The 20,709-nt window shown below is 43.9% G+C and carries 14 protein-coding genes; 11 read left to right on the top strand and 3 right to left on the bottom strand.

The genetic code is table 11. The features are described 5' to 3' along the window. Positions 1-16 precede the first annotated feature (16 nt). The 3 genes from AAGC65_RS03370 to AAGC65_RS03360 all read right to left on the bottom strand — a co-directional run bounded on the left by AAGC65_RS03370 (position 17) and on the right by AAGC65_RS03360 (position 5,907). Positions 17-2,467 (bottom strand): bifunctional YncE family protein/alkaline phosphatase family protein, encoded by a 2,451-nt coding sequence (locus AAGC65_RS03370; RefSeq protein WP_343110995.1) that lies wholly within the window; start codon positions 2,465-2,467, stop codon positions 17-19. A 201-nt stretch (positions 2,468-2,668) separates the two neighbouring features. Beyond that, the gene (gene ppsA / locus AAGC65_RS03365; RefSeq protein ID WP_343110994.1) at positions 2,669-5,317 is read right to left on the bottom strand and encodes a phosphoenolpyruvate synthase; all 2,649 of its coding nucleotides are present in this window, start codon (positions 5,315-5,317) and stop codon (positions 2,669-2,671) included. Between the two features lie 149 nt (positions 5,318-5,466). Next, a complete protein-coding gene (locus AAGC65_RS03360; RefSeq protein WP_343110993.1) occupies positions 5,467-5,907 on the bottom strand; it encodes an ester cyclase in 441 nt (146 codons plus the stop codon). 178 nt (positions 5,908-6,085) lie between these two features. On the opposite strand from AAGC65_RS03360, the gene AAGC65_RS03355 reads away from it, so the two are divergent. The 11 genes from AAGC65_RS03355 (at position 6,086) to AAGC65_RS03305 (ending at position 20,556) form a co-directional block, all read left to right on the top strand. Next, a complete protein-coding gene (locus AAGC65_RS03355) occupies positions 6,086-6,523 on the top strand; it encodes an SRPBCC domain-containing protein (protein ID WP_343110992.1) in 438 nt (145 codons plus the stop codon). 152 nt (positions 6,524-6,675) lie between these two features. After that, complete coding sequence (locus AAGC65_RS03350; RefSeq protein ID WP_343110991.1) at positions 6,676-7,722, top strand: aldehyde reductase; 1,047 nt, start codon at positions 6,676-6,678, stop codon at positions 7,720-7,722. 18 nt (positions 7,723-7,740) lie between these two features. Beyond that, complete coding sequence (locus AAGC65_RS03345; protein ID WP_343110990.1) at positions 7,741-8,538, top strand: AraC family transcriptional regulator; 798 nt, start codon at positions 7,741-7,743, stop codon at positions 8,536-8,538. A 101-nt stretch (positions 8,539-8,639) separates the two neighbouring features. Beyond that, complete coding sequence (locus AAGC65_RS03340) at positions 8,640-9,239, top strand: RNA polymerase sigma-70 factor (RefSeq protein ID WP_343110989.1); 600 nt, start codon at positions 8,640-8,642, stop codon at positions 9,237-9,239. 82 nt (positions 9,240-9,321) lie between these two features. Next, the gene (locus AAGC65_RS03335; protein WP_343110988.1) at positions 9,322-10,443 is read left to right on the top strand and encodes a FecR domain-containing protein; all 1,122 of its coding nucleotides are present in this window, start codon (positions 9,322-9,324) and stop codon (positions 10,441-10,443) included. Positions 10,444-10,575: 132 nt separating this feature from the next. Further along, entirely contained in the window at positions 10,576-14,079 is a 3,504-nt protein-coding gene (locus AAGC65_RS03330; RefSeq protein WP_343110987.1) for a TonB-dependent receptor, read from the top strand. 15 nt (positions 14,080-14,094) lie between these two features. Further along, a complete protein-coding gene (locus tag AAGC65_RS03325) occupies positions 14,095-15,579 on the top strand; it encodes a RagB/SusD family nutrient uptake outer membrane protein (RefSeq protein ID WP_343110986.1) in 1,485 nt (494 codons plus the stop codon). A gap of 22 nt (positions 15,580-15,601) precedes the next feature. Then, positions 15,602-16,657 carry a DUF6528 family protein gene (locus AAGC65_RS03320; protein WP_343110985.1) on the top strand — a complete coding sequence of 352 codons (1,056 nt, stop codon included), beginning with the start codon at positions 15,602-15,604 and terminating at the stop codon, positions 16,655-16,657. Between the two features lie 20 nt (positions 16,658-16,677). Then, a complete protein-coding gene (locus AAGC65_RS03315; RefSeq protein WP_343110984.1) occupies positions 16,678-18,561 on the top strand; it encodes a family 20 glycosylhydrolase in 1,884 nt (627 codons plus the stop codon). Between the two features lie 100 nt (positions 18,562-18,661). Further along, positions 18,662-19,576: a helix-turn-helix transcriptional regulator gene (locus tag AAGC65_RS03310; protein ID WP_343110983.1), complete on the top strand. Its 915-nt coding sequence runs from the start codon at positions 18,662-18,664 to the stop codon at positions 19,574-19,576. 122 nt (positions 19,577-19,698) lie between these two features. Further along, positions 19,699-20,556, top strand: a complete 858-nt coding sequence (locus AAGC65_RS03305; protein ID WP_343110982.1) for an oxidoreductase — start codon at positions 19,699-19,701, stop codon at positions 20,554-20,556. Positions 20,557-20,709 lie beyond the last annotated feature (153 nt).

Genomic DNA, 20,709 nt, shown 5'->3' with positions numbered 1-20,709 from the left:
ATTAGCGATTTACTGTTTAATCATCATCGCCATCTTTTTCAACAGCTTTTACAAAGGCGGCACGTACAGGGGTAGGTACTTTAGCATTTTCGCCTTTGACAGCCTTCCAGATCATGGTGTTCATGATCTGGTCTGGTACGCGGTCAACGGCGGTAAAATCAAGTCCTTTAGATAGCGCGCCCAATCTGGTGCCTTTAGGGTTAAGCTCATTAATATTGATGTTTGCCGGTAAGCACTTAAACGGTGTGGCATCCGGCGTTTTGGTAAAACAACGCCACATAGAGGCGGCCGAAGCATCATACTGGGTCATTGGCGGCATACCTAAAATCAACTCAATAGTGCGCAGTACCGATGAGGTAGAGTACATGGTATGATCAACAAAATTGCGCTTTACAAAGCCGCCTGCAATATAAGCTGGCGAACGGTGGGCATCTACATGGTCGGGACCGTTTTGGGCGTCATCTTCCAGAATAAATATCACGCTGTTTTCCCATATCGGGCTTTTAGCAATGTGTTCAACCAGGCGGCCAACGGCAAGGTCGTTATCGGCCACATGGGCGAATGGTGTAGGCCTTCCGGGAGTGGTACCCTCGGTATGGTCAGACAGCATGCGCATGGTGCTTAACCTTGGTACGGCATTGTTACGTACCAATGAGTCAAAATCATGTTCCCAGGCCGTGTAGCGCAGGGTATCCGGATCGCGGAGGTCATGTGTTGGGTATGCTTTGGCAAAATGATCTTTTAATACCGATATCTGGGGGGTATTATCAGCGTTGATAAACTCGCCATAGGTGCGGTAAGATACGTTGGAACGCTTGGCCTGATCCCAGATGTACAGTTTGTTTTTAGCTGTTGGGCCAACGGCGCCGGGGCCGCGGTTGCCATAGCTGGTAGGCCAGTTTTTTTCTTCATAATCGGTAGCGTAGGCACCCAGGCTCCAGTTATGCCCATCGGCACTTACCTCGCCATCTACATAAAAATTGTCCAGCAGTACAAAGTTTTCGGCCAAAGCATGGTGATTAGGTGTAATGTGTTTGCCGAATAGCAGCAGGCTGGTATCGCCATTACCTTTAGGCATGTCAGAAAGTACCTGGTCATATGTCCTGTTTTCCTGAATAACATAGAAAACATATTTAATAGGCGATGTACCGCCTACTTTAGCCGGGATAGGGTTGCCTGCTTCACCATCAGCCATTTTTTCCTGCTCACGGTGGTATGGGGTGTTATGTATTACGGCCTGCGCGTAAACCGGTAATTGTTTTTCGGTTGGTACAGGAATAATGCTCAGGGCTCCCATCAATAAACCGCCGCCAATGTACTCGGTACGTAATGGTTTAAATGGGTCGCCGCCGTGTAATATAACGGTCTGGCCTTTTGCCGCAGGGTTGGGTCCGTGCGGGTTGGGTAGTGATGATAAGCCTTTGGCATTAGCTACGTACAGCTTGTTATCTATAACGCGCACAACGCTCGGAAACCAGCCTGTAGGCACAAATCCAAGTGATTGGCTTGCGCCGGGTTTTGCTACATTAAAAACGGCCAGGCAATTATTATCGGCATTAGCAATGTACAGGGTTTTATCGTCTTTGCTTAAGGCTACTGAGTTACTGGTGGTTCCGCTTAGCGGGGTAGGGTTTACTGCGGTGTTCAGGGTTTCCAGTACCTTATTGTTACGGGTGTCAATTACTGATACGGTATTATCATTGGCATTAGCTACATACAGGAATTTACCATTGCGGGAAATGCACAAGTCGTTCGGGTTATCACCAACCTTAACAGAATCAGTTAATTTGTTTTGTTTGGTGTCAAACATGGCTACTTTATCGCCTCCCCAAAGGCTGATGTACAGTTTTGACATATCCGGCGATAAAAGGCAGGTGTAAGCCTGGTCGCCCAGTTTAACCTGCTGACGGATGGTTTTAGTTTTAACATCTACCATGTACAGACTGTTGTTTAGTTTGGTAACCACGTAAAGGATACCTTTTTTATCATCAAGCGCCAGGCCGGTTGGCGAGATAGATGCATCGGGCGACCGTCTGTTCCATGTTTCGCCCAGCTTAATGGTATCGGCGGCAACCAGTTTATCGTTGCTGATATTGTAGCGGATGATCCAGTTATTATCGCCGCCGGAAGCATATAGCGATTGCTCATCGGCGCTGAACACCAGGCCACCCCAGGCTTTGCCAATCACTACTTTGTCCAGTTCGCGGTCTGTGCGGGCATCCAATAGTTGGATGCTTTGAACGCTTTGACCATTGTTGGTAACGGCCGCGTAATGGTGGTTTTTGCTTACAGCAATGTTTAAGGGCAGATCGCCCAGGGGCAGGCTTTTGCCAACCGGTGTTAACGACCAGCCGTTGGGTAGCCTTACCCTGTTGTGTTCAACAGTGGCAAGGTCCTGCGCCTGTGCGTACTTGCCGCAGGTTAATAATAACAGGGCCAGGTAAAAAATTCTATTCAATGATGACATAGCTTATGGATTAAATTTTTGATTGCCTGGGCTTGAGTAAACGTGGGCAATTGAGTATGCCATAAACGATACAAAACCCGGCAACATAAAACATTTGTGTGCCGGTAAAAGTAGACCGCCAGTATTAATACATTATTAAGTCGTCGCAGAGATTGCCGCCGCTATTGTAACAAAGTGAATAGGAAAATATTAGTGCTGAATCTACAATATTTCTATATACCCATCTGTTCCGTTTACCCTGACCCGTTGTTTGTCTTTGATTAATGTTGTGGCATACTCCACCCCAACAACTGCAGGTAGGCCATATTCTCGTGCTATAACGGCGCCATGCGTCATGAGGCCACCAACTTCGGTTATCAGGCCTTTAATGGAAACGAACAAGGGTGTCCAGCTGGGATCGGTAAAGGAGGTTATCAATATGTCGCCATCTTCCAGCTCAGCATCTTCCATGTTTAAAATTACACGGGCCCGGCCTTCTATAACTCCGGATGAAACAGCCAGTCCCGCGATAGCGCCTGCCGGGAGATCATGATGACTGTACCTGCCCGAAATAATCTCGCCATCGGAAGTGATCACACGGGGCGGATTTAATTTTTCATGCAATTGGTGCTCAACTTTCCGTTGGTTGATAAGCTGATCGTCTGCTTTATTAGTGCCTATTACCTCCCGGAGCTCTTCAAAAGTGAGATAGTAGGTATCTTCCGGATCTTGAATGACTTTAGCTTGAACAAGCTGCTCCACTTCTTTCAGCAAAGCCTGCTTATAAACAAAGAAACGGTTAATTATACCATATTTAGGATATTCCCGATAGCCGGCGAAATTGCGGATGAGGCTGATCATATCCTGAGTTTCCTTTGCCTTTTGTTCACCATCCGGTAATTGCTTCAATTTGTCTATCAGGTCATGCTCTTTTTTTAAAGCTTCCTGTAGCCCTTGATCAAATTTCCGGGTGCTTTCGCCAGGCTCAAAGTTTTTGATATTACTGAGAATGATAGGGATCAGTATTTTGGGGTTTTCGCTCCAGCGGGTTTTGGTAATATCAATCTCTCCGGCACACCGCATTCCGTATTTGTCGAGATAGGTAATGATAGCGTTTCGTGTTTCCTCCCCACCGTCAAACGTAAGCAGCTTATCCAGAAAGTTATCCTCTTTTACTTGTTGTAGATATTCGATTACTTCAGGATAAGGGCGGATCACATCAGCCACATCCAATAGTGCCAAACCCATTTCTGAAGTAACGTTATTTGATACAGATTGGGAAAGTATATCTGATACATTGTTTTCACCCAACCAATCGCTCATGTTTTGATTGAGCCATGCCGCCGCATTCATGGCAGCTATGATCACGGCCAAATGTTGCGTATTAAAAATCATTCTTTTGGACTGCTGGATGTCGTCCAGTATAAAATCCATTACATCAGTGCCAGATTTAGTTCGGATGTTTTGTTTCAGCGTTTCTACCGATGCTTCGCTATGTTTGATCAGATCGGAAACGATTGCCGGGTCATTGCCTACATGCGCCAAAATATCGGCGGCCGACAAACTTTTATTGCTTTTAATATGCTCCGGTACTTTTCCATCATTGGGTAGCAATTTTATAAAATCGCCCCGATCAATAATGGATAGTAAAACGTCTTTTATGAGTGGATCATGCTGGCCCATTGCCTCTAACAAACTTTCCCTGCCTGCAGGTGTAGTCAGATCATTAATCACATCAACAAACAACCTTCCGCCAGCCTTAAACATAGGCCGGGCAGCTCTTAATTGCCATAAAGACAATCCCAGTGGTTTCATGGCGTCGATCATCATTTGCTGGTGGCCGACAGATATGTAGATATGATTTTTCTGATCATTGCTTTCAGGAACTGGGTATAGGGTCGTGATCGGCCTGCTTTGTACTATATAAAATGTATCATCGGCCAGGCACCATTCAATGTCCTGAGGCTGGCCGAAATATGCTTCAATCTTCCGGCCTATCTGTTCAAGTTGTAATATCTGGTCGTCTGTGAGGGTTTGTTCATCCTGTTGCTCAGTAGCAATAGCCCGTTCTTCGGTACCGCCATTTGTTAAGGCATATATAGCCAATTTTTTGGCAGATATTTTTTTGTCGATAACCTTGCCATCGCGTGCTTTATAGTTATCGGCATTTACCAGGCCCGATACCATAGCCTCGCCAAGACCGTAGCTGGCATCAATGGATAATACTTTACGGTTGCCGCTTACCGGATCGGCAGTAAACAAAATTCCTGCTGCCTGTGGAAAAACCATTTTTTGAATAACTACAGCCAGGTAAACTTTACGGTGATCAAAGCCATTCCTGATGCGGTAAATTACAGCCCGCTCGGTAAACAGCGAGGCCCAGCACTTGCTGATATGTTTTAGGATATTCTCGATGCCGATAATGTTCAGGTAAGTATCCTGCTGGCCTGCAAAGGATGCCGTTGGCAGGTCTTCAGCCGTAGCGCTTGACCGCACGGCAAAGGCATCATCGTTACTAAACTTTTTAAGATGATCGGTAACCTGTTCTCTTACATCATCAGGAATAAGCGTACCTTCAATAGTAGCACGGATCTTCGTGCAGATCTCGTTAATGTTTTTTCTATCATCTGCTTTTAAACCGCTTAGTTCATTCAGCAGGTTGTTCAACTCAGGGTTGTTGCCGATTATGGTTTTATATGCTTCGGTAGTAACACAAAAGCCTTCAGGCACTTGTATTCCGTCAATTTTAAGCAATTGGCCCAGATTAGTGCCTTTGCCGCCGGTTAAAACAAACTTTGATTGAGCAATTTCTTGAAAATCAAGTGTGTAGGTATTCAGGTGTTTTGCTGCTTTTTTGTTCTCCAACATCATATTTTTGGTTTTTTATAGGTATATAAAAATCAAAAATATAAGGTATGGAGCATCAAAATGCCGTTTTGTGACTATATTTTTTTAAGCGCAATATGATGAAAGTAAGGGCGTTATCTATACAAATAACCTGTTGATTTCCTTTTGAAAAATTATTGGGTAAGCTGCTGAAATACTTCCCACGAGCTACGCTCAACCCGGTTATGCGCCAGTTTGTTATCCCTGATCTCCCAGATAGCTATCCCGGTTAAATTTATGGGACGGTTATTAGGCTCAAGCCCGAACATGCCATTGTGAAAACCGGTAAACTTCCATCTGGATACTACTCGGGTGCCATCCTTGCTTTCAAAAATATCCAGGTTCTCTAAATTGGCCTCGTTGATGGTTTTTAAAAATGCGGCAACCCATTGCTTAAAATTTTCGCGGCCTTTAATTTCTGCCCCGGCGGTGGTGATCATAAAATCTTCTACCATGAGTTCATCGATCAGATCTAAATTGTAAGGGGCGCTCCATACGTTATTCCAAAAGTATAATACTTTATCTACCGGAGATAGATCTGAGATAGGCTGTTGGGCAAGTGCATTTATTTTCATTCTACAAATATATATCGGTTTTTCCCGATATATCAATGGTTTATTTTAAATGACACTCAATTAACTGATGTAGTGATAGAGCAGAGCTTTAAAACACCGATTGGCCTATGTCGCAATTTCCCTCTTTTTTGTCCCAAATGGCCCCGGTATTATTGGGAAAATAGGTGGAACTTTAATCATGGAAAATTTAACATTCAGCGCTGCTATTGCCGCGCCCAAGGAAAAAGTATGGGATATCATGCTTGATCCCGAATCGTATAAAGTTTGGACGGATGCTGCCTGGCCTGGTTCTGATTACATAGGTGAATGGAAAGAAGGTAATGAGCTTCGTTTTGTCTCGTCGGAAGGTAGCGGCACCTTAGCTAAATTATTAATTTGCCAGCCGTATGATCACATTGTTGCCGAACATATTGCCATGCTGCTTCCGGGAGGGATAGAGGACCGGGATAGCGAAGAGGCAAAAGAATGGATAGGCTCTATTGAAGAATATTCCTTCACGGAAAAAGATGGCGTAACCAATCTGCTTGTTACGATGAAGGTTTACCCGAAATGGGAAACAATGTTCAGCACAGACTGGCCAAAGGCTTTGGCTAAACTTAAAGAAATTTGTGAGTAGTGAGTTTAAATTCCACCAGTTGAAAAATTGCCTGTGATCGTTAATTCTATTCTTTCAAATAAACTCTGTCTTTTAAACAAAGCAAATAAGCCTTCTAAACAAAACGCGCCATTGCTTTTACCCCGAATTTTGCTTCATCAAATTTTAAACAGATGACAACAAATTCAAATCAGGATAAAATAGTATTGGTTACTGGTGGCTCAGGCTTTATCGCGGTACATTGTATTTTAAAACTTTTAAATGATGGATATACCGTCAGGACTACGGTGCGTTCGCTCAGCCGTGAAACCGAAGTGCGGGATATGCTGCGGGTAGGAGGTGTTGAGGCCGGCGAACGGTTAAGCTTTTTCGCGGCCGATTTGGGCTCAGATAAGAATTGGAAACAAGCAATAGCCGGTTGTACCTATGTATTGCATGTAGCATCGCCAACACCTATAAAAAGTTATGATCATGAAGACGAGATGATCATTCCCGCCCGCGAGGGTGTGCTTCGGGTGCTGCGCGCCGCAAGGGATGCAGGCGTAAAACGTGTAGTGCTTACATCTGCTTTCGGAGCTGTAGGCTTTGGACATCCTCAGCAAACGGCTCCTTTTCGTGAAACCGACTGGACAGCGTTAAACAGTAAAACACCTGCCTACCAAAAGTCAAAGACCCTGGCCGAACGTGCCGCATGGGATTTCATTGCTCAAGAAGGCGGCGGATTAGAACTGGCCGCTATTAACCCGGTGGCTGTTTTTGGCCCGGTATTAGGTCCGGATTATTCGCATTCTATTTATAATATTAAAAGGCTGTTAGTAGAGAAGGGGCAGGGTATCCCCAAGATTAATACCTCGGTTGTTGATGTACGTGATGTGGCAGATCTGCATGTAATGGCCATGACCAATCCTGCTGCCAAAGGCCAAAGGTTTTTGGCTACAGCCGGCCAAAGTATCTGGATGGTAGATATTGCCGAAATATTAAAACGGCGCATGGGCGCGGTTGCCGCGCATATTAAATTGCGCGAAATACCCAGCTGGTTGTTGCATGTTGCTTCCTGGCGTAATCCATCCCTTAAAATACTGTTGCCAATGCTGGGCAAATTGATGAATACCACCAATGAAAAAGCGGTACGTTTGTTAGGCTGGCAATCACGATCGGCCGAAGAGGCTATTGTGGCCACCGCCGAAAGCCTGGTGAGGTTAAACCTGCTGAATAAATAAATACTTAATTTTACGGGTATGGAAGCCGTGAATATTGCAGATATATTTATCTCCTGTAAAAAGGAAAAGCATTACAGCCGTGAGGTGATGCTACCGCAGCCTGCCCTGGTTAGGGTATTGTCGGGCGAGATAAGGATTGCCTACGCGGATCGCTCAAAGCATTTTTACGCGGGCGATACCATGCTGATACCCCGTAACCAATTAGGCCGGTTAAGTAAGCTGCCCTTAAACGGGCAGCCTTGCATAGCTGTATCTGTTTTATTTAGGCAGGAAACACTACAGCAATACTACACTACCCACCAGATAGCTCCTGTACAGCATCATATTCCGGAGTTGGTGGAGCTACAAAATCATCCCTTACTGGATAGTCTGTTTGATTCATTGCAGCCCTACTTTAAACTGGCAGATGCCTTACCTGCCGATATTGCACGCTTTAAGGTAGAAGAAGCCATACGCATACTTAGGGCTATTCATCCTAATGTTGATAACCAGCTTGGCTACTTTGAAGAACCTGGTAAAATTGACCTAGTAGATTTTATGGAGAAAAACTACATGTTCAACCTCCCGCTTGAGAAATTCGGGTATTTAACCGGGCGCAGCTTAACCACTTTTAAAAAAGACTTTGAAAAAAGCTTTAACGGGCCGCCCGGTAAATGGCTCACCCGTAAGCGGCTTGAACTGGCCCATTACCAAATTTTTGAAAAAAAGCGGAAGCCATCAGATGTTTATTTTGATGTAGGTTTTGAAAACCTGTCGCATTTTTCTTTTGCCTTTAAAAAGCAGTTTGGTTATAATCCTACCACCGCTTTTGAATAGGTAAATAATGTCACAACAGCCCTTTATTTATATTAACCCAATAAAAACTAATCATTAACATTGGTTTTGCTTTTAATAGTTCGCCTTAAAAATTCATATTCTTGTGCAAGATTTGTTTAAAGGTGAGCGATTACAGTACCCTTAGTGATCAGGAATTATCACTCCTACTCCAGGAAGATGACCATGACGCGTTTGCCGAAATTTATAACCGATATAAGCGGGTACTTTATATACACGCGTTTCACCGCCTCAAAAATCGTGAAGAAGCCCGCGACCTGATACAGCAATTATTTGCCACACTTTGGGATAACCGGAAAACAATGGAGTTGAAGTCGCACCTGTCAGGCTATCTGTATACCTCTGTGCGCAACCGTGTGTTTAAATTCGTGGCACGCCAGCAGGTGGCATCAACCTATATTACTTCCATCGAAGAATCTGTCAACTCCGGCGATTGTATTACGGATCATCTGGTGCGCGAACGGGAATTACAGCTCATTATTGAAAAAGAAATAGCGGCCCTGCCCGATAAGATGCGCGAGGTTTTTGAACTTAGCCGAAAAAGCCATCTCAGCCACAAACAAATTGCCGAACAGCTTGACCTTTCTGAAAAAACAGTGCGCAACCAGGTAAATAATGCGCTTAAAATACTCCGTGTAAAGCTTGGCGTACTTGGTTTTTTACTGCTCCTGATAAAAATATAAATTATTTTAAAATTTATCTGGGCCATAGGCATGGCTTAGGGGTCTATAGCTGTAATAGGGCAATTATTGGCCCTGCTTAACTATGGACAAACAACAGATTAAGGCTTTATTACTAAAATATGAATCAGGAACGTGTACTGAAGAAGAAAAAGCCTTACTCGAAACATGGTTTTTAAGACAGCAGGCCGATGAGCTGCCGTCATCATCAGAAATAGATGAGGACCTTGATGAGGTTTGGGAAAATTTAAGCCGAAGCAATCGTAAGCCATCACGCTTAATCCATTGGCCGCGCATAGCGGCGGCAGCTTCTATAATTTTGTGCTTAGCTGTTGGCGGGTATTTTATGCTGCAAAAACAGCAGCCCGTTCAGCAGGTTGCTCAAAACCAATCAAATGATATATTACCGGGTAGCAACAAGGCTGTGTTAACCCTGGCCAACGGAAAAAAGATAAACCTGAGCGATGCCGGCAACGGCAAGCTTGCCCAACAACAAGGCATCAGTATTAGTAAATCCGGCAATGGGCAAATCACTTACACAGTTAGCGATAACAAGGACGCCGGCAACACAGTTGCGTACAATACTATTGAAACGCCGGTTGGCGGCCAGTACCAGGTAAAGCTGCCTGACGGAACACGGGTATGGCTAAATGCGGCTTCTACCTTGCGTTACCCCGTATTTTTTATGGGCAAAACACGCGAGGTACAATTAGCCGGCGAAGCTTACTTTGAGGTAGCCCATAATAAAAAAATACCTTTCAGGGTGATAAACGCCCGCCAGACCATTGAAGTTTTAGGTACACATTTTAACGTGATGTCCTATCCTGAGGAAGATGCTATAGAAACAACCTTGCTGGAGGGCTCTATCAAAATAAACAGCGGCACACAGGTTAAAATCATAAGTCCGGGTCAGCAGGCACAGGTTACGTCATCAGGTATGAATATAGCGGATGATGCCGATCTGGATGCGGTTGTAGCCTGGAAAAACGGCAAGATTCAGTTTGCAGATGCTAAGATTGAAACCATTATGCGCATGCTTGCACGCTGGTACAATATTGATGTACAATACAGCGGAACATTAGTCAATACAAGCTTTGGCGGCTCTGTTTCCCGCTCAAAAAATCTGTCAGAAGTATTAAAGGTACTGCAAGCGACAGGGGATGTTCACTTTAAAATTGAAGGAAGGAGGGTAACCGTTATGCCTTAAGCTTTACCAGCTGAGTAGCGGTTAACCAAAAAGACCGGAAGTGTACCACCACTCCCGGCCAAATATCTGGGCCCTACTCAATAAATTATTGCGATATAACTGAATTCAGCTCAACCCAAACTAAACAAATATATGAAATTCTTACTTGTTCGCCCGATCATGCGATCGGGGCGAAAAGCTTTTCGGGAAATAGGAAACCTTATTTCCGGCATTGATCCGGCCTTAAAACGTAAAATTGTCATGAGGATTAATTTAGTAATCATCCTAATTACAAGCGCTTTTTTGCATGTAAGCGCATCTTCGTACGCCCAAAAAATAACCTTGTCAAAAAACAATGCCAGGTTAGTATCCATCATTAAAGACATTCAGGCGCAAAGCGAGTATGATTTTGTGTACTCCAGCCGCCTTATTAAAAACGCGCACAATGTAAACGTAACTGTCAATAACGCTTCGCTGAAGGATGTGCTTGACCTATGTTTTAAAGATCAGCCTTTTACTTACGTTATAGAAAACAAAACTATCATTATAAAGGCTATTGAGCTGGCACAGCCTGATGTAAATAAAGCCATTGCCGATATTACCGGTAAGGTTACTGACGATAACGGAAAGCCATTACCCGGGGCTACCGTAAAGATAAAAGGAAGTACAAATGTTGTTGCCTGTGATTTGAATGGTAACTTCCTGATCAAAGGTGTAAGCAGTTCTGATGTGCTGCTGGTATCATTTACCGGCTATGTTACCCAGGAGATTGCATTAGGTAAAACAAATTCATTATTGGTTATTGCATTAAAAGAAGAGCAGAAGGCGCTAAGTGAAGTAGTAGTTGTAGGCTATGGCAGCGTACAAAAGAAAGATTTGACCGGAGCTGTTTCAACCGTTTTAGCTAAAGATCTGGACAATATGCCCGTTACCCGGGTTGACCAGATGCTACAAGGCCGTGCTGCAGGTGTTGATGTAAAATCATCAAACGGCGCACCGGGTTCAGGAACAAGCATCCGTATCCGTGGTTCGCGTTCCATCAGTGCCAGTAACGAGCCGCTTTATGTTATTGACGGTTTAATTGGCGTGGCTGATTTAAACACCATAAATCCATCAGACATTGAGTCTATTGACATTTTGAAGGATGCTTCCGCAACGGCTATTTATGGTTCAAGGGCGGCTAATGGTGTAATATTGGTTACCACCAAAAAAGGACAGGCCAATAAGGATGCTACCAATTTTAACGTAATATATGGTGTTCAGCAACTTCCGCATACACTTGATCTGATGAATGCCCGCCAATTCGCGGAGTTTATTAATGAATCACGGATTGACGAGAACCGGGCTCCTGTTTATCCCGATGTAAACGCAGCGGTAGCCAAAGTAGGAGAGGCTGGTACTAATTGGACGGATGCCACCACGCGCCCTGCAGGTTACCAAAGCTACAATTTATCCACTTCGGGCGGTACCAAAGGACTTACCTATTTTATTTCAGGTAACGTTATTGACCAGGATGGTATTATTAACGCTACGGGTTATAAAAGATACCAGGGCAGGGTAAACCTCAATAAAACCTTTAATGATAAGCTGAATATGGGCCTTACCCTAAACGCCAGTCATTATGTGGTAACCACCGGAAACGTAAATTATGGAGCCAACTCGGGCTGGGTAGGTTCTATGATCACCCTGCCGCCAACTATGCCTTTGCGCAAAGCTGATGGCAGTTACGAATCATATAACCCTATCTGGTATTCTGGTGGTGATATAGATACCCCGCCGGTTGTTGCCGAAAAAACAGAAAACTATAATACGGTAAATAATTTACAAAGTAATTTATTCCTGGAGTATCAGGTAATTAAAGGGTTGAAGGTAAGGTCATCTTTTGGTACCAGCATTTCCAGCAACCGCTCAAATTACTTTCAGCCATCTGATATGCCAAGTAAGATCGCTACCAAAACTGAAACCGCTAACGCATCATCATCAACAGGAACATCAGTTTATGTGCTGAATGAAAACACGGTTACTTACGACAGAAGTTTTGGCGATCATCATTTGAACGCGCTAGCCGGTTTTACTTATGAGAACACAACAAGCAACAGCATGTCTATTTCGGCAACGGGTTTAACAGATGATATTCTGAAATATAATTATTTTGATGCTACGCCGCAGGCAAACAGGGTTACCAGGTCTGGATCGGATGCAAATACAAGACTATCGTACTTAGGGCGCATTAATTATGATTATAAAAGCAGGTATTACCTCACATTGACCGGCCGTAGTGATGGCGCCTCAAACTTTGCTGCTGATCATAAATGGGGTTTCTTTCCATCATTCGGAACCAAATGGCGGGTATCCGAAGAACCGTTCTTCAAAAGTATTAAGGCCGATAACCTGATTAATAACATGGCCTTCCGTTTTAGTTACGGATTATCAGGTAACCAGGGTATAAAAAATTACCAGTCGCTGGCAGCACTTTCAACAGTAACAACAGTTCCGGCTAACGGTTTAAATGTTGGTACCGGTTATATATTTGGCGGCACTCCTGTGTTAGGTTATACACAGTCATTATTAGCTAATCCGGACCTTACCTGGGAGACTTCCTCGCAAATGGATGTTGGTACAGATCTTGAACTGTTTAACGGTCGTTTATCCGTTGACGCGAATTATTATAAAACCAAAACTAAAAACCTGCTGCTTAATGTGCAGATCCCTACACAAACCGGTTTTGGCTCCAGATTGATCAATTTAGGCAAAACGGAATCGCAGGGTTTTGAGTTTTTAGTTTCCGGAGATGTTATCAGATCAAGAAATTTTAAATGGACATCAACCCTAACAGTTTCAACCAATCAGCAAAAAATTCTTGATATCGGGCCGCTGGTAAAAGTATCTCTTGATAATAATGGCTACGGTGCAAATACCAATTACCTGGAAGTGGGTGTGCCTATAGGCGCCAATTACGGTGTTGATTATAAAGGTGTATGGCATAACCAGGCCGAAATTGATGCTGAGCTTGCCAAACCGGCTGGTCAGCGCACATTGGTGTCGGCATCAGGGTTTTACAAACCGGGAAAGCCACGCTATGGCGACGTTAACCATGATGGTGTACTTAACGTAGATGATTATCATTACCTGGGTACACCTAACCCTAAATTGTTTGGTGGTTTTGGCAATACTTTAGCCTATAAAAACCTGTCACTTGATTTCTTTTTTGAATATGCATCGGGTAGTACCATGTATAATGATATCGAATTTTTTATGGGTAGTGGCGCAGAGTATACCAACCAGTTTGCTTATATGACTAACCGGTGGACACCAACTAATACCAGCTCAGATATTCCGGGAGTTAACTCAAGAGATAATGTGCCTAACTCCAGATTTTTGCATGATGCCTCGTTTATACGTTTAAAAAGCCTGCAACTGAGTTATAACCTGGCTAAATTTATGCCTAAAACGTTCAAAAAGTTCGAGGTATTCTTTAGCGGTACAAACCTGTTGTTGTTTACCAAATACAATGGTTTTGATCCGGAAGTAAACAAAGGAGCTGAAACACGGGGTGATGAATCAGATGGCGGTACCAGCTCAACTATAAGGGCTAAGGACGATGGCGTTTACCCCAATGCGCGCACTTATGCGCTTGGCATAAATGTTTCATTTTAATATTATTTATCAAGCATGAAAAAGCGAAAAATTTTATCATATATAAGCCTGTGTTTGGCGGCAGTACTTTCAAGCTGCACCAAAGACCTGGTTGAAAAACCTAAAAGCGTAATTGCTCCCGACCAGTATTTTACTACCGCGGCCCAGTGTACGCAGGGGGTTAACGGAGTTTATTCTTTCCTGAACGATCTGTTTGGCCAGGAAGACATCTGGAAATCAATTGAAGAAGGTACCGATCTGGTGATGTACGTACCTACCAATGATTCCAATAACGAATATACCTTTTCGGCTGCTGCTCCTGGTAACGCCGGCTCGCTTTGGGCTAAATGCTACAAAGCAATCAATAACGCCAACCTGGTGATAAACCGTGTGGGTAAAGCAGATATCGATGTTACTTTAAGAACCCGCTTAGTAGGCGAAGCTAAATACTTAAGGGCTTTACACTATTATATACTTTCCAATACTTTTGGTGCTATACCGATGTGGACTGATGAGCTTGACGTTGATGTAGTAAGCAAATTATCCAGAACACCCTTAGCCGAAGTTCGCACGCAGATCAAAAAAGACCTGACCGAAGCTGCTGATGCTTTGCCATTATCATATCCGGCATCGGATGTGGGCCGTGCAACCAAAGGCGCTGCACTTGGTTTGTTAGCTAAAGTATACCTGTTTGATAAAGATTGGGCCAACGCGCAGAAATATGCTCAGATGGTGATTGATGGCGGGCAATATCAGTTGGTAAACTATGCAGACCTGTTTGATATCAACGATAAATTCCCGAACAACAAGGAATCTATATTTGAGATACAGTTTAAACGGGATAACTCAACCAATACCAACATTAAGGTAAACTATTATTATACCTGGTTTTTCCCGCTAAAGGATGCCAATAATAAAACTTATGCCGGTGTTGATTTCGGTTCAACAGTATACAGGGGGTATGAAAACTTTTATCCTTCGGCGGTATTTGTTAACATGTTTGAAAATGGCGACAAACGGAAAGATATTACCCTGGCTACATCTTATAACAAACAAAATTTTACCCGTTTCCTGAAACCTAACCGTCCCTGGTTTGGAGCCAAATTTTGGGACTTGCAGGCTAATGATCGAAGCAGCGGTAAAGACATGTATTTTATGCGCTATGCCGACGTATTGCTCATCATGGCCGAGGCCTTGAACGAGCAGGCTAAACCAAGCGACGCCCTGACCTGGATCAACAAGGTAAGATCAGAGCATGGCGGCCTTGCTCCATTGTCAGGTTTATCACAGGCTGATGTACGTACTTTGCTCATGAGGGAGCGTGCCATAGAGTTTGTAGGCGAGTTTCAGCGCAAGTGGGATTTGGCCCGCTGGGGAACGCTGGTACAGGCTGTACAATCTGTAAGTGCCGATAACCCGAAAGGAGCTGCCAATGTGAAAGCCACTCACAATATTTTCCCTATCCCGGAAGCCGAAATTGTAAAAGATCCGAATTTATTACCTCAAAATCCAGGTTATTAATTCAACCTAAACCTTAAATGTCATGAAAAAAACGATCTTGTTTCTTTGTACAGCAATATTACTTGGGGCCTGTACTAAGGATAATAAAATGGCCAAGAGTAAGGATAATAATTTACTGGCTGGCAAGGCTAAAACTGAATCAGTTGCAGTGGCTGATGACTGGGTTTCTGTAACTAACCAGGCTACCGGTAAAATTGAGATATATGACCCTGCCGTTGCCGATTGGGATAGCGCCACGGCCTTAAAATGGTCATGGAAGCCAACAGCGGCCGAAGGCTACAGCAGCTACGCGCTCACTTACTGGGATGTGCCTAATGATTTCAGGGTACGTACCATAAGCGCCTGGGGTGGTAACTGGCTGGTATCATGCGCAAGCGGTGGTTTGGTAACTATCGCGTCATACCCGGCCGGGGTTAAAAGATGGGCATATAATGTGGGTGCAACCGTGCACCCACATTCGGTAGAGCTGCTGCCTAACGGAAATATCGCGGTGGCCTGTACAGATCAGGATTCGGTAAAGGTTTTTGGTTCGTCATCATCTGCTACAGATAACATCACCCACGCTTCCTTTCATTTGGTAGGTGCGCATTCTGTTCTTTGGGATCCTAATACATCAACCCTGAGGGCTATCGGTAACGATCATATTGTTGCCCTTACCGTTGGCGGCACCTCTTCACCAACCATCAGCGAAAATGTGGCCCAGCGCGGTTACCTGGTAGCTGGCGGCGCAAGCGTGTACGGCCATGACTTGTCTTCGGACCCGAACGATCCTAACATTTTGTGGTGCAGTACCAACGGAGGCGTGTACAAATTTGATAAAACCACGCTGAAGTTTACCGGCGCGCCCGGAACGTTGAATAAATCGTTTGTAAAATCTATCAGCATCCAGCATTCGGGCATATCTGTTTCAACCAGGCCTGATAGTGAGAAATCGCCGATGCCTGCCAACCCAGTGTTAACCCCGGCGTGGTGTACCCGTTTGGTTGATTTTTACTCAGCCGATGGCATATTCCAATATTCCAGAACGGTAAGCGGCGGCAAGTTTTACAAAGCCAAAGTTTTTAAAACACCGTACTAATAAAAAGCAACACCCGAATAATGATGCGGTTTATATTGATGTTGATTTTGATGCTCGGCTTGCAACAGCTGGGCCACACGCAGCAAAAGGAGGGTATTGCTGTAATACCTGCCCCTGCATTGGTGAGCATGGCAAATGGGAATTTTATTTTTAGCCAGGCTACACTGATACAAACAGATGTACAGGATAGTAAAACGGTGAGTTTTTTTACTGATTACCTGCTGCATAACTGGAAGTTTAAAAACAAAACAGTTATAGGCAAAGGAGCTGTTAAAGCATCGTCGGTATTGGTAATTACAGATAAGGGAGCCGAAAAGCTGGCTGCCGAAAGTTATGAGCTATCAGTTTCTCCGGCTAAAATTACCCTGGTTGCAAAAGGGGCAGGGCTATTTTATGGTATTCAAACATTAATACAGTTGTTCCCCAATCACATTGCGGGGACAGCTGTATTACCTTGTGTTACGATAAACGATCATCCGCGTTTTGGTTACCGCGGGCTGATGCTGGATGTATCGCGCCATTTTTTTACGGCGAGCGAGGTTAAAAACCTGTTAGACCTCATGGCTCAATACAAGCTGAACCGTTTCCATTGGCATTTAACTGATGATCAGGGCTGGCGTATAGAAATTAAAAGCTACCCTAAACTGACCACGATTGGCTCATGGCGCGTTCCGCGAATAGATGATGCCAGCTATATAGCCCCACCGCAGCCCGGCGAAGCCGCTACCGACGGTGGTTTTTATACCCAGGCCGATATCAGGGAAATTGTACAGTACGCTGCAGACAGATATATCCAGATCATTCCTGAGATTGATGTGCCGGGGCATTGCATGGCTGCTTTAGCAGCTTACCCTGAGCTGTCGGTAACTAAAAATTCCAACACAAAAGTAAACGCGGGCAATAGCTTTGCCCGGTGGTTTACCGGAGGCTTTGAAATGTACGAGGATAATACCCTGAACCCCACCGACGAGAAAGTATACCAGTTTCTGGATAAGGTTTTTGACGAGGTGGCACAGCTTTTTCCATATGAGTATATCCACATTGGTGGCGATGAATGTTTTAAAGGTTTCTGGGAAAAGGATGCCGGAGTACAGGCTTTTATGCAAAAAAACAACATCAAAACCACACATAATCTGCAACGCTATTTTACCTCCCGTGTAAACCAGATCATTGTATCCAAACACCGTAAAATGATAGGCTGGGACGAGATCATGAACGATAGCCTGAACAGTACCGCCGCGGTTATGAACCGTTTTGGCGAAAAAGGAGCGCTTGAACAGGTTAAGAAAAAGCTGAACATTATACTGGCTCCCGGTGGCAACGGTTTATATTTTGATTACGCGCAAAGCCGATCAGATATGGAACCATCAAGCCACGGTGGTAACGCCCCGCTATGGAAGGCTTATAATTACAATCCCGACTATAAAAGCTTTAGCCAAGACGATAAAAAGTATGCTTTAGGCATTGAGGCCTGTGTGTGGACAGAGCATATCCCTTCGGTATCTAAGCTGTATTACATGGTTTTACCCAGGATGCTTGCCCTGGCCGAAACCGGATGGACTATGGCTGAAAATAAAGATTACAAGCGTTTTTCTGATTTGGCCTTATCCCGGCATCTGGAAAAATTTGATAGGGCTGGCTATAATTATTGGGTGCCACCTGCCTTTAATTATACCGATACCACACTCACTGGCAGTAAGTTCAGGTTTGAGCTGAAGCCGGTAGTACCAGGTTCAAAAATTTATTACACGCTGAATGACCGTTTCCCGGGCGAAGCCGACCATGAATATAAAGAACCTTTGATCCTCACGCTTCCGCCTAATAAAAAGTATGTGTTAAAAACTATAGTGGTTACTCCGGCCGGCCGCAGAAGCGTGGTTACACGCACCGTAATGCAGAATTGATATTTGGTTATGGGTAAAAACTTGCGAAGTTTTTAAAACTTCGCAAGTTTGTTAATATGCGGTAAATTAGCTTTGTTTTAATAATGTTGATGATCATAACATGAAAACAACTTTAGATAGCAAAGCCATTGATACCCTTCGCGATCTGCCTGATATGATACCGGTATTGCGCGATTATTTTGAGGATTGGACAATCAGGGTGTTTAACCGCGAACAGCACGAGTGTCGTAATTATCTATCGCCTAACAGACGGGAGTTTTATAAGGTGCTGTTGGTTTCAAAAGGAGCGGGTGTATTTACAATGGGGCTTAATACCTATTATATTGAAGAGCCCACACTGTTATTTATTCATCCCAATGATATCATTTCCTGGAAAAACCTTTCGGATGAGCCGGGCGGCTATTACGTGTTATTCAAAAAAACATTTATCAACCGTCATCCGCAGTTAAAAATGGTGATTGATAAGTTTGGATTGTTTGTTGATAAACCGAAAAGTGTTATCCGTTTAACGGAGAATGAGGTACCGCAGATATGCCAGTATTTTCAAAAAATGCAGGAAGAGGAACAGGGTAACAGTGAATTTAAGGAAGATGCAATGCAGGCTTACTTACAATTGCTGATGGTTGAAAGCATGAAGGTGGCCCGTTACCCCAAACCCGACGGGGTAACTGACGATTACAGGCATGTTCATCACTTTTTTGATTTATTGGAGCGTGAAACATCGGGCATTAATTACAGTACGCCCATCCGCATAAAAACCGCTAAGGAATTTGCCCACAATTTGGATGTACACCCTAATTACCTGAATGCACTGCTTAAAAAACATACCGGCCAAAACGCCAGTACCCATATCCGCAACCGCTTGCTTGATGAAGCCAAGGCACTGCTGGTGCAAACCGACTGGAGTTTGCAGGATATCAGCTACAGTATAGGTTTTGCAGAACAACCTAATTTTAATCTGTTTTTTAAAAAGAATACCGGCGTAACTCCTGCAGAGTTCAGGCGGAACTATTGATACATGCTATCGTATTTACTGTATCTTTGATATTCATAATATAACCTGTGTTATTGCTATAAGGTAGGGTCTGTTTTGTACCGAAATTTGAACTATCAAATAAAAACAAAAGCAATAATAACATGAAAACTCAAAAAACATGGTTTATTACCGGCGCTTCCAGAGGCTTCGGTTTAGATATCACCAAAGCAGTATTAGCATCAGGCGATAGGGTAGTAGCAACAGTTCGTAGCAAAGCAAATGAACTGGCAGCACAATTCAATAATAACCAGGATTTATATGTAGTTACAATGGATGTAACTAACCAGGAACAGGTAATTGCAGCCACCCAGCAAGCCATTGATCATTTCGGCCGTATTGATGTATTGGTTAATAACGCAGGTTACGGCTTATTATCAGGTATTGAAGAAGCTACCGACCAGGAAGTTAAACGCAATTATGAAGTGAATGTGTTTGGTACACTGAACGTGATCAGGGCGATATTGCCCTTTATGCGTAAACAACGCTCAGGCCACGTGATCAATATATCATCAGTTGGTGGTTTAGGCGGTTATGCAGGTTGGGGACTTTACGGATCAACTAAATTTGCCATTGAGGGTATCACCGAGGCACTGGCAACAGAATTGGCCCCATTAGGTGTTCATGCTACCGTAGTTGCTCCGGGCTTTTTCCGTACCAATTTTCTTGACGAATCGTCATTGATCAGCAGCGCGCAGATCATAGATGATTATGCAGAAACAGTGGGTGCTATGCGCAGCTTTGCATCTAAGGCAAACTACCAACAACCCGGTGACCCGGAAAAGCTGGCCCTTGCCTTTGTAAAACTGGGTAATGCTGAAAATCCTCCGGTACACCTGCCTTTAGGTAACGATACCCTGAAGCGGTTCCGCGAAAAAACAGCCGCTTTTGAAAAGGACATTGAAAACTGGTATGATACCGTTACCGGTACAGATCATGATGATGTTGCCGCAAAAGCCTAATAAATTATTCATAAGCACAAAAAGCCAGGCAACATTGCCTGGCTTTTTGTGCTTTTTCTCATTTTTACTCGCGCTGAGGTAATTAACATTAATATCATATTAAAATGTTTCCTTTGTGTGCTATTTTTATGCTTTTAGCTATTGGTACATCAG

The sequence above is a fragment of the Mucilaginibacter sp. genome (assembly GCF_039207105.1).
Taxonomy (GTDB): domain Bacteria; phylum Bacteroidota; class Bacteroidia; order Sphingobacteriales; family Sphingobacteriaceae; genus Mucilaginibacter.
Note: the sequence above shows the minus strand (reverse complement) of the source record. Positions and strands in the feature narration are given on the sequence as shown.

Excerpts from the sequence above, each read along its gene's own strand:
- AAGC65_RS03325 (WP_343110986.1), top strand. The coding sequence starts at position 14,095 with ATGAAAAAGCGAAAAATTTTATCATATATAAGCCTGTGTTTGGCGGCA.
- AAGC65_RS03355 (WP_343110992.1), top strand. The coding sequence starts at position 6,086 with ATGGAAAATTTAACATTCAGCGCTGCTATTGCCGCGCCCAAGGAAAAA.
- AAGC65_RS03305 (WP_343110982.1), top strand. The coding sequence starts at position 19,699 with ATGAAAACTCAAAAAACATGGTTTATTACCGGCGCTTCCAGAGGCTTC.
- AAGC65_RS03345 (WP_343110990.1), top strand. The coding sequence starts at position 7,741 with ATGGAAGCCGTGAATATTGCAGATATATTTATCTCCTGTAAAAAGGAA.
- AAGC65_RS03320 (WP_343110985.1), top strand. The coding sequence starts at position 15,602 with ATGAAAAAAACGATCTTGTTTCTTTGTACAGCAATATTACTTGGGGCC.
- ppsA (WP_343110994.1), bottom strand. The coding sequence starts at position 5,317 with ATGATGTTGGAGAACAAAAAAGCAGCAAAACACCTGAATACCTACACA.
- AAGC65_RS03335 (WP_343110988.1), top strand. The coding sequence starts at position 9,322 with ATGGACAAACAACAGATTAAGGCTTTATTACTAAAATATGAATCAGGA.
- AAGC65_RS03310 (WP_343110983.1), top strand. The coding sequence starts at position 18,662 with ATGAAAACAACTTTAGATAGCAAAGCCATTGATACCCTTCGCGATCTG.
- AAGC65_RS03350 (WP_343110991.1), top strand. The coding sequence starts at position 6,676 with ATGACAACAAATTCAAATCAGGATAAAATAGTATTGGTTACTGGTGGC.
- AAGC65_RS03315 (WP_343110984.1), top strand. The coding sequence starts at position 16,678 with ATGATGCGGTTTATATTGATGTTGATTTTGATGCTCGGCTTGCAACAG.
- AAGC65_RS03360 (WP_343110993.1), bottom strand. The coding sequence starts at position 5,907 with ATGAAAATAAATGCACTTGCCCAACAGCCTATCTCAGATCTATCTCCG.
- AAGC65_RS03330 (WP_343110987.1), top strand. The coding sequence starts at position 10,576 with ATGAAATTCTTACTTGTTCGCCCGATCATGCGATCGGGGCGAAAAGCT.
- AAGC65_RS03370 (WP_343110995.1), bottom strand. The coding sequence starts at position 2,467 with ATGTCATCATTGAATAGAATTTTTTACCTGGCCCTGTTATTATTAACC.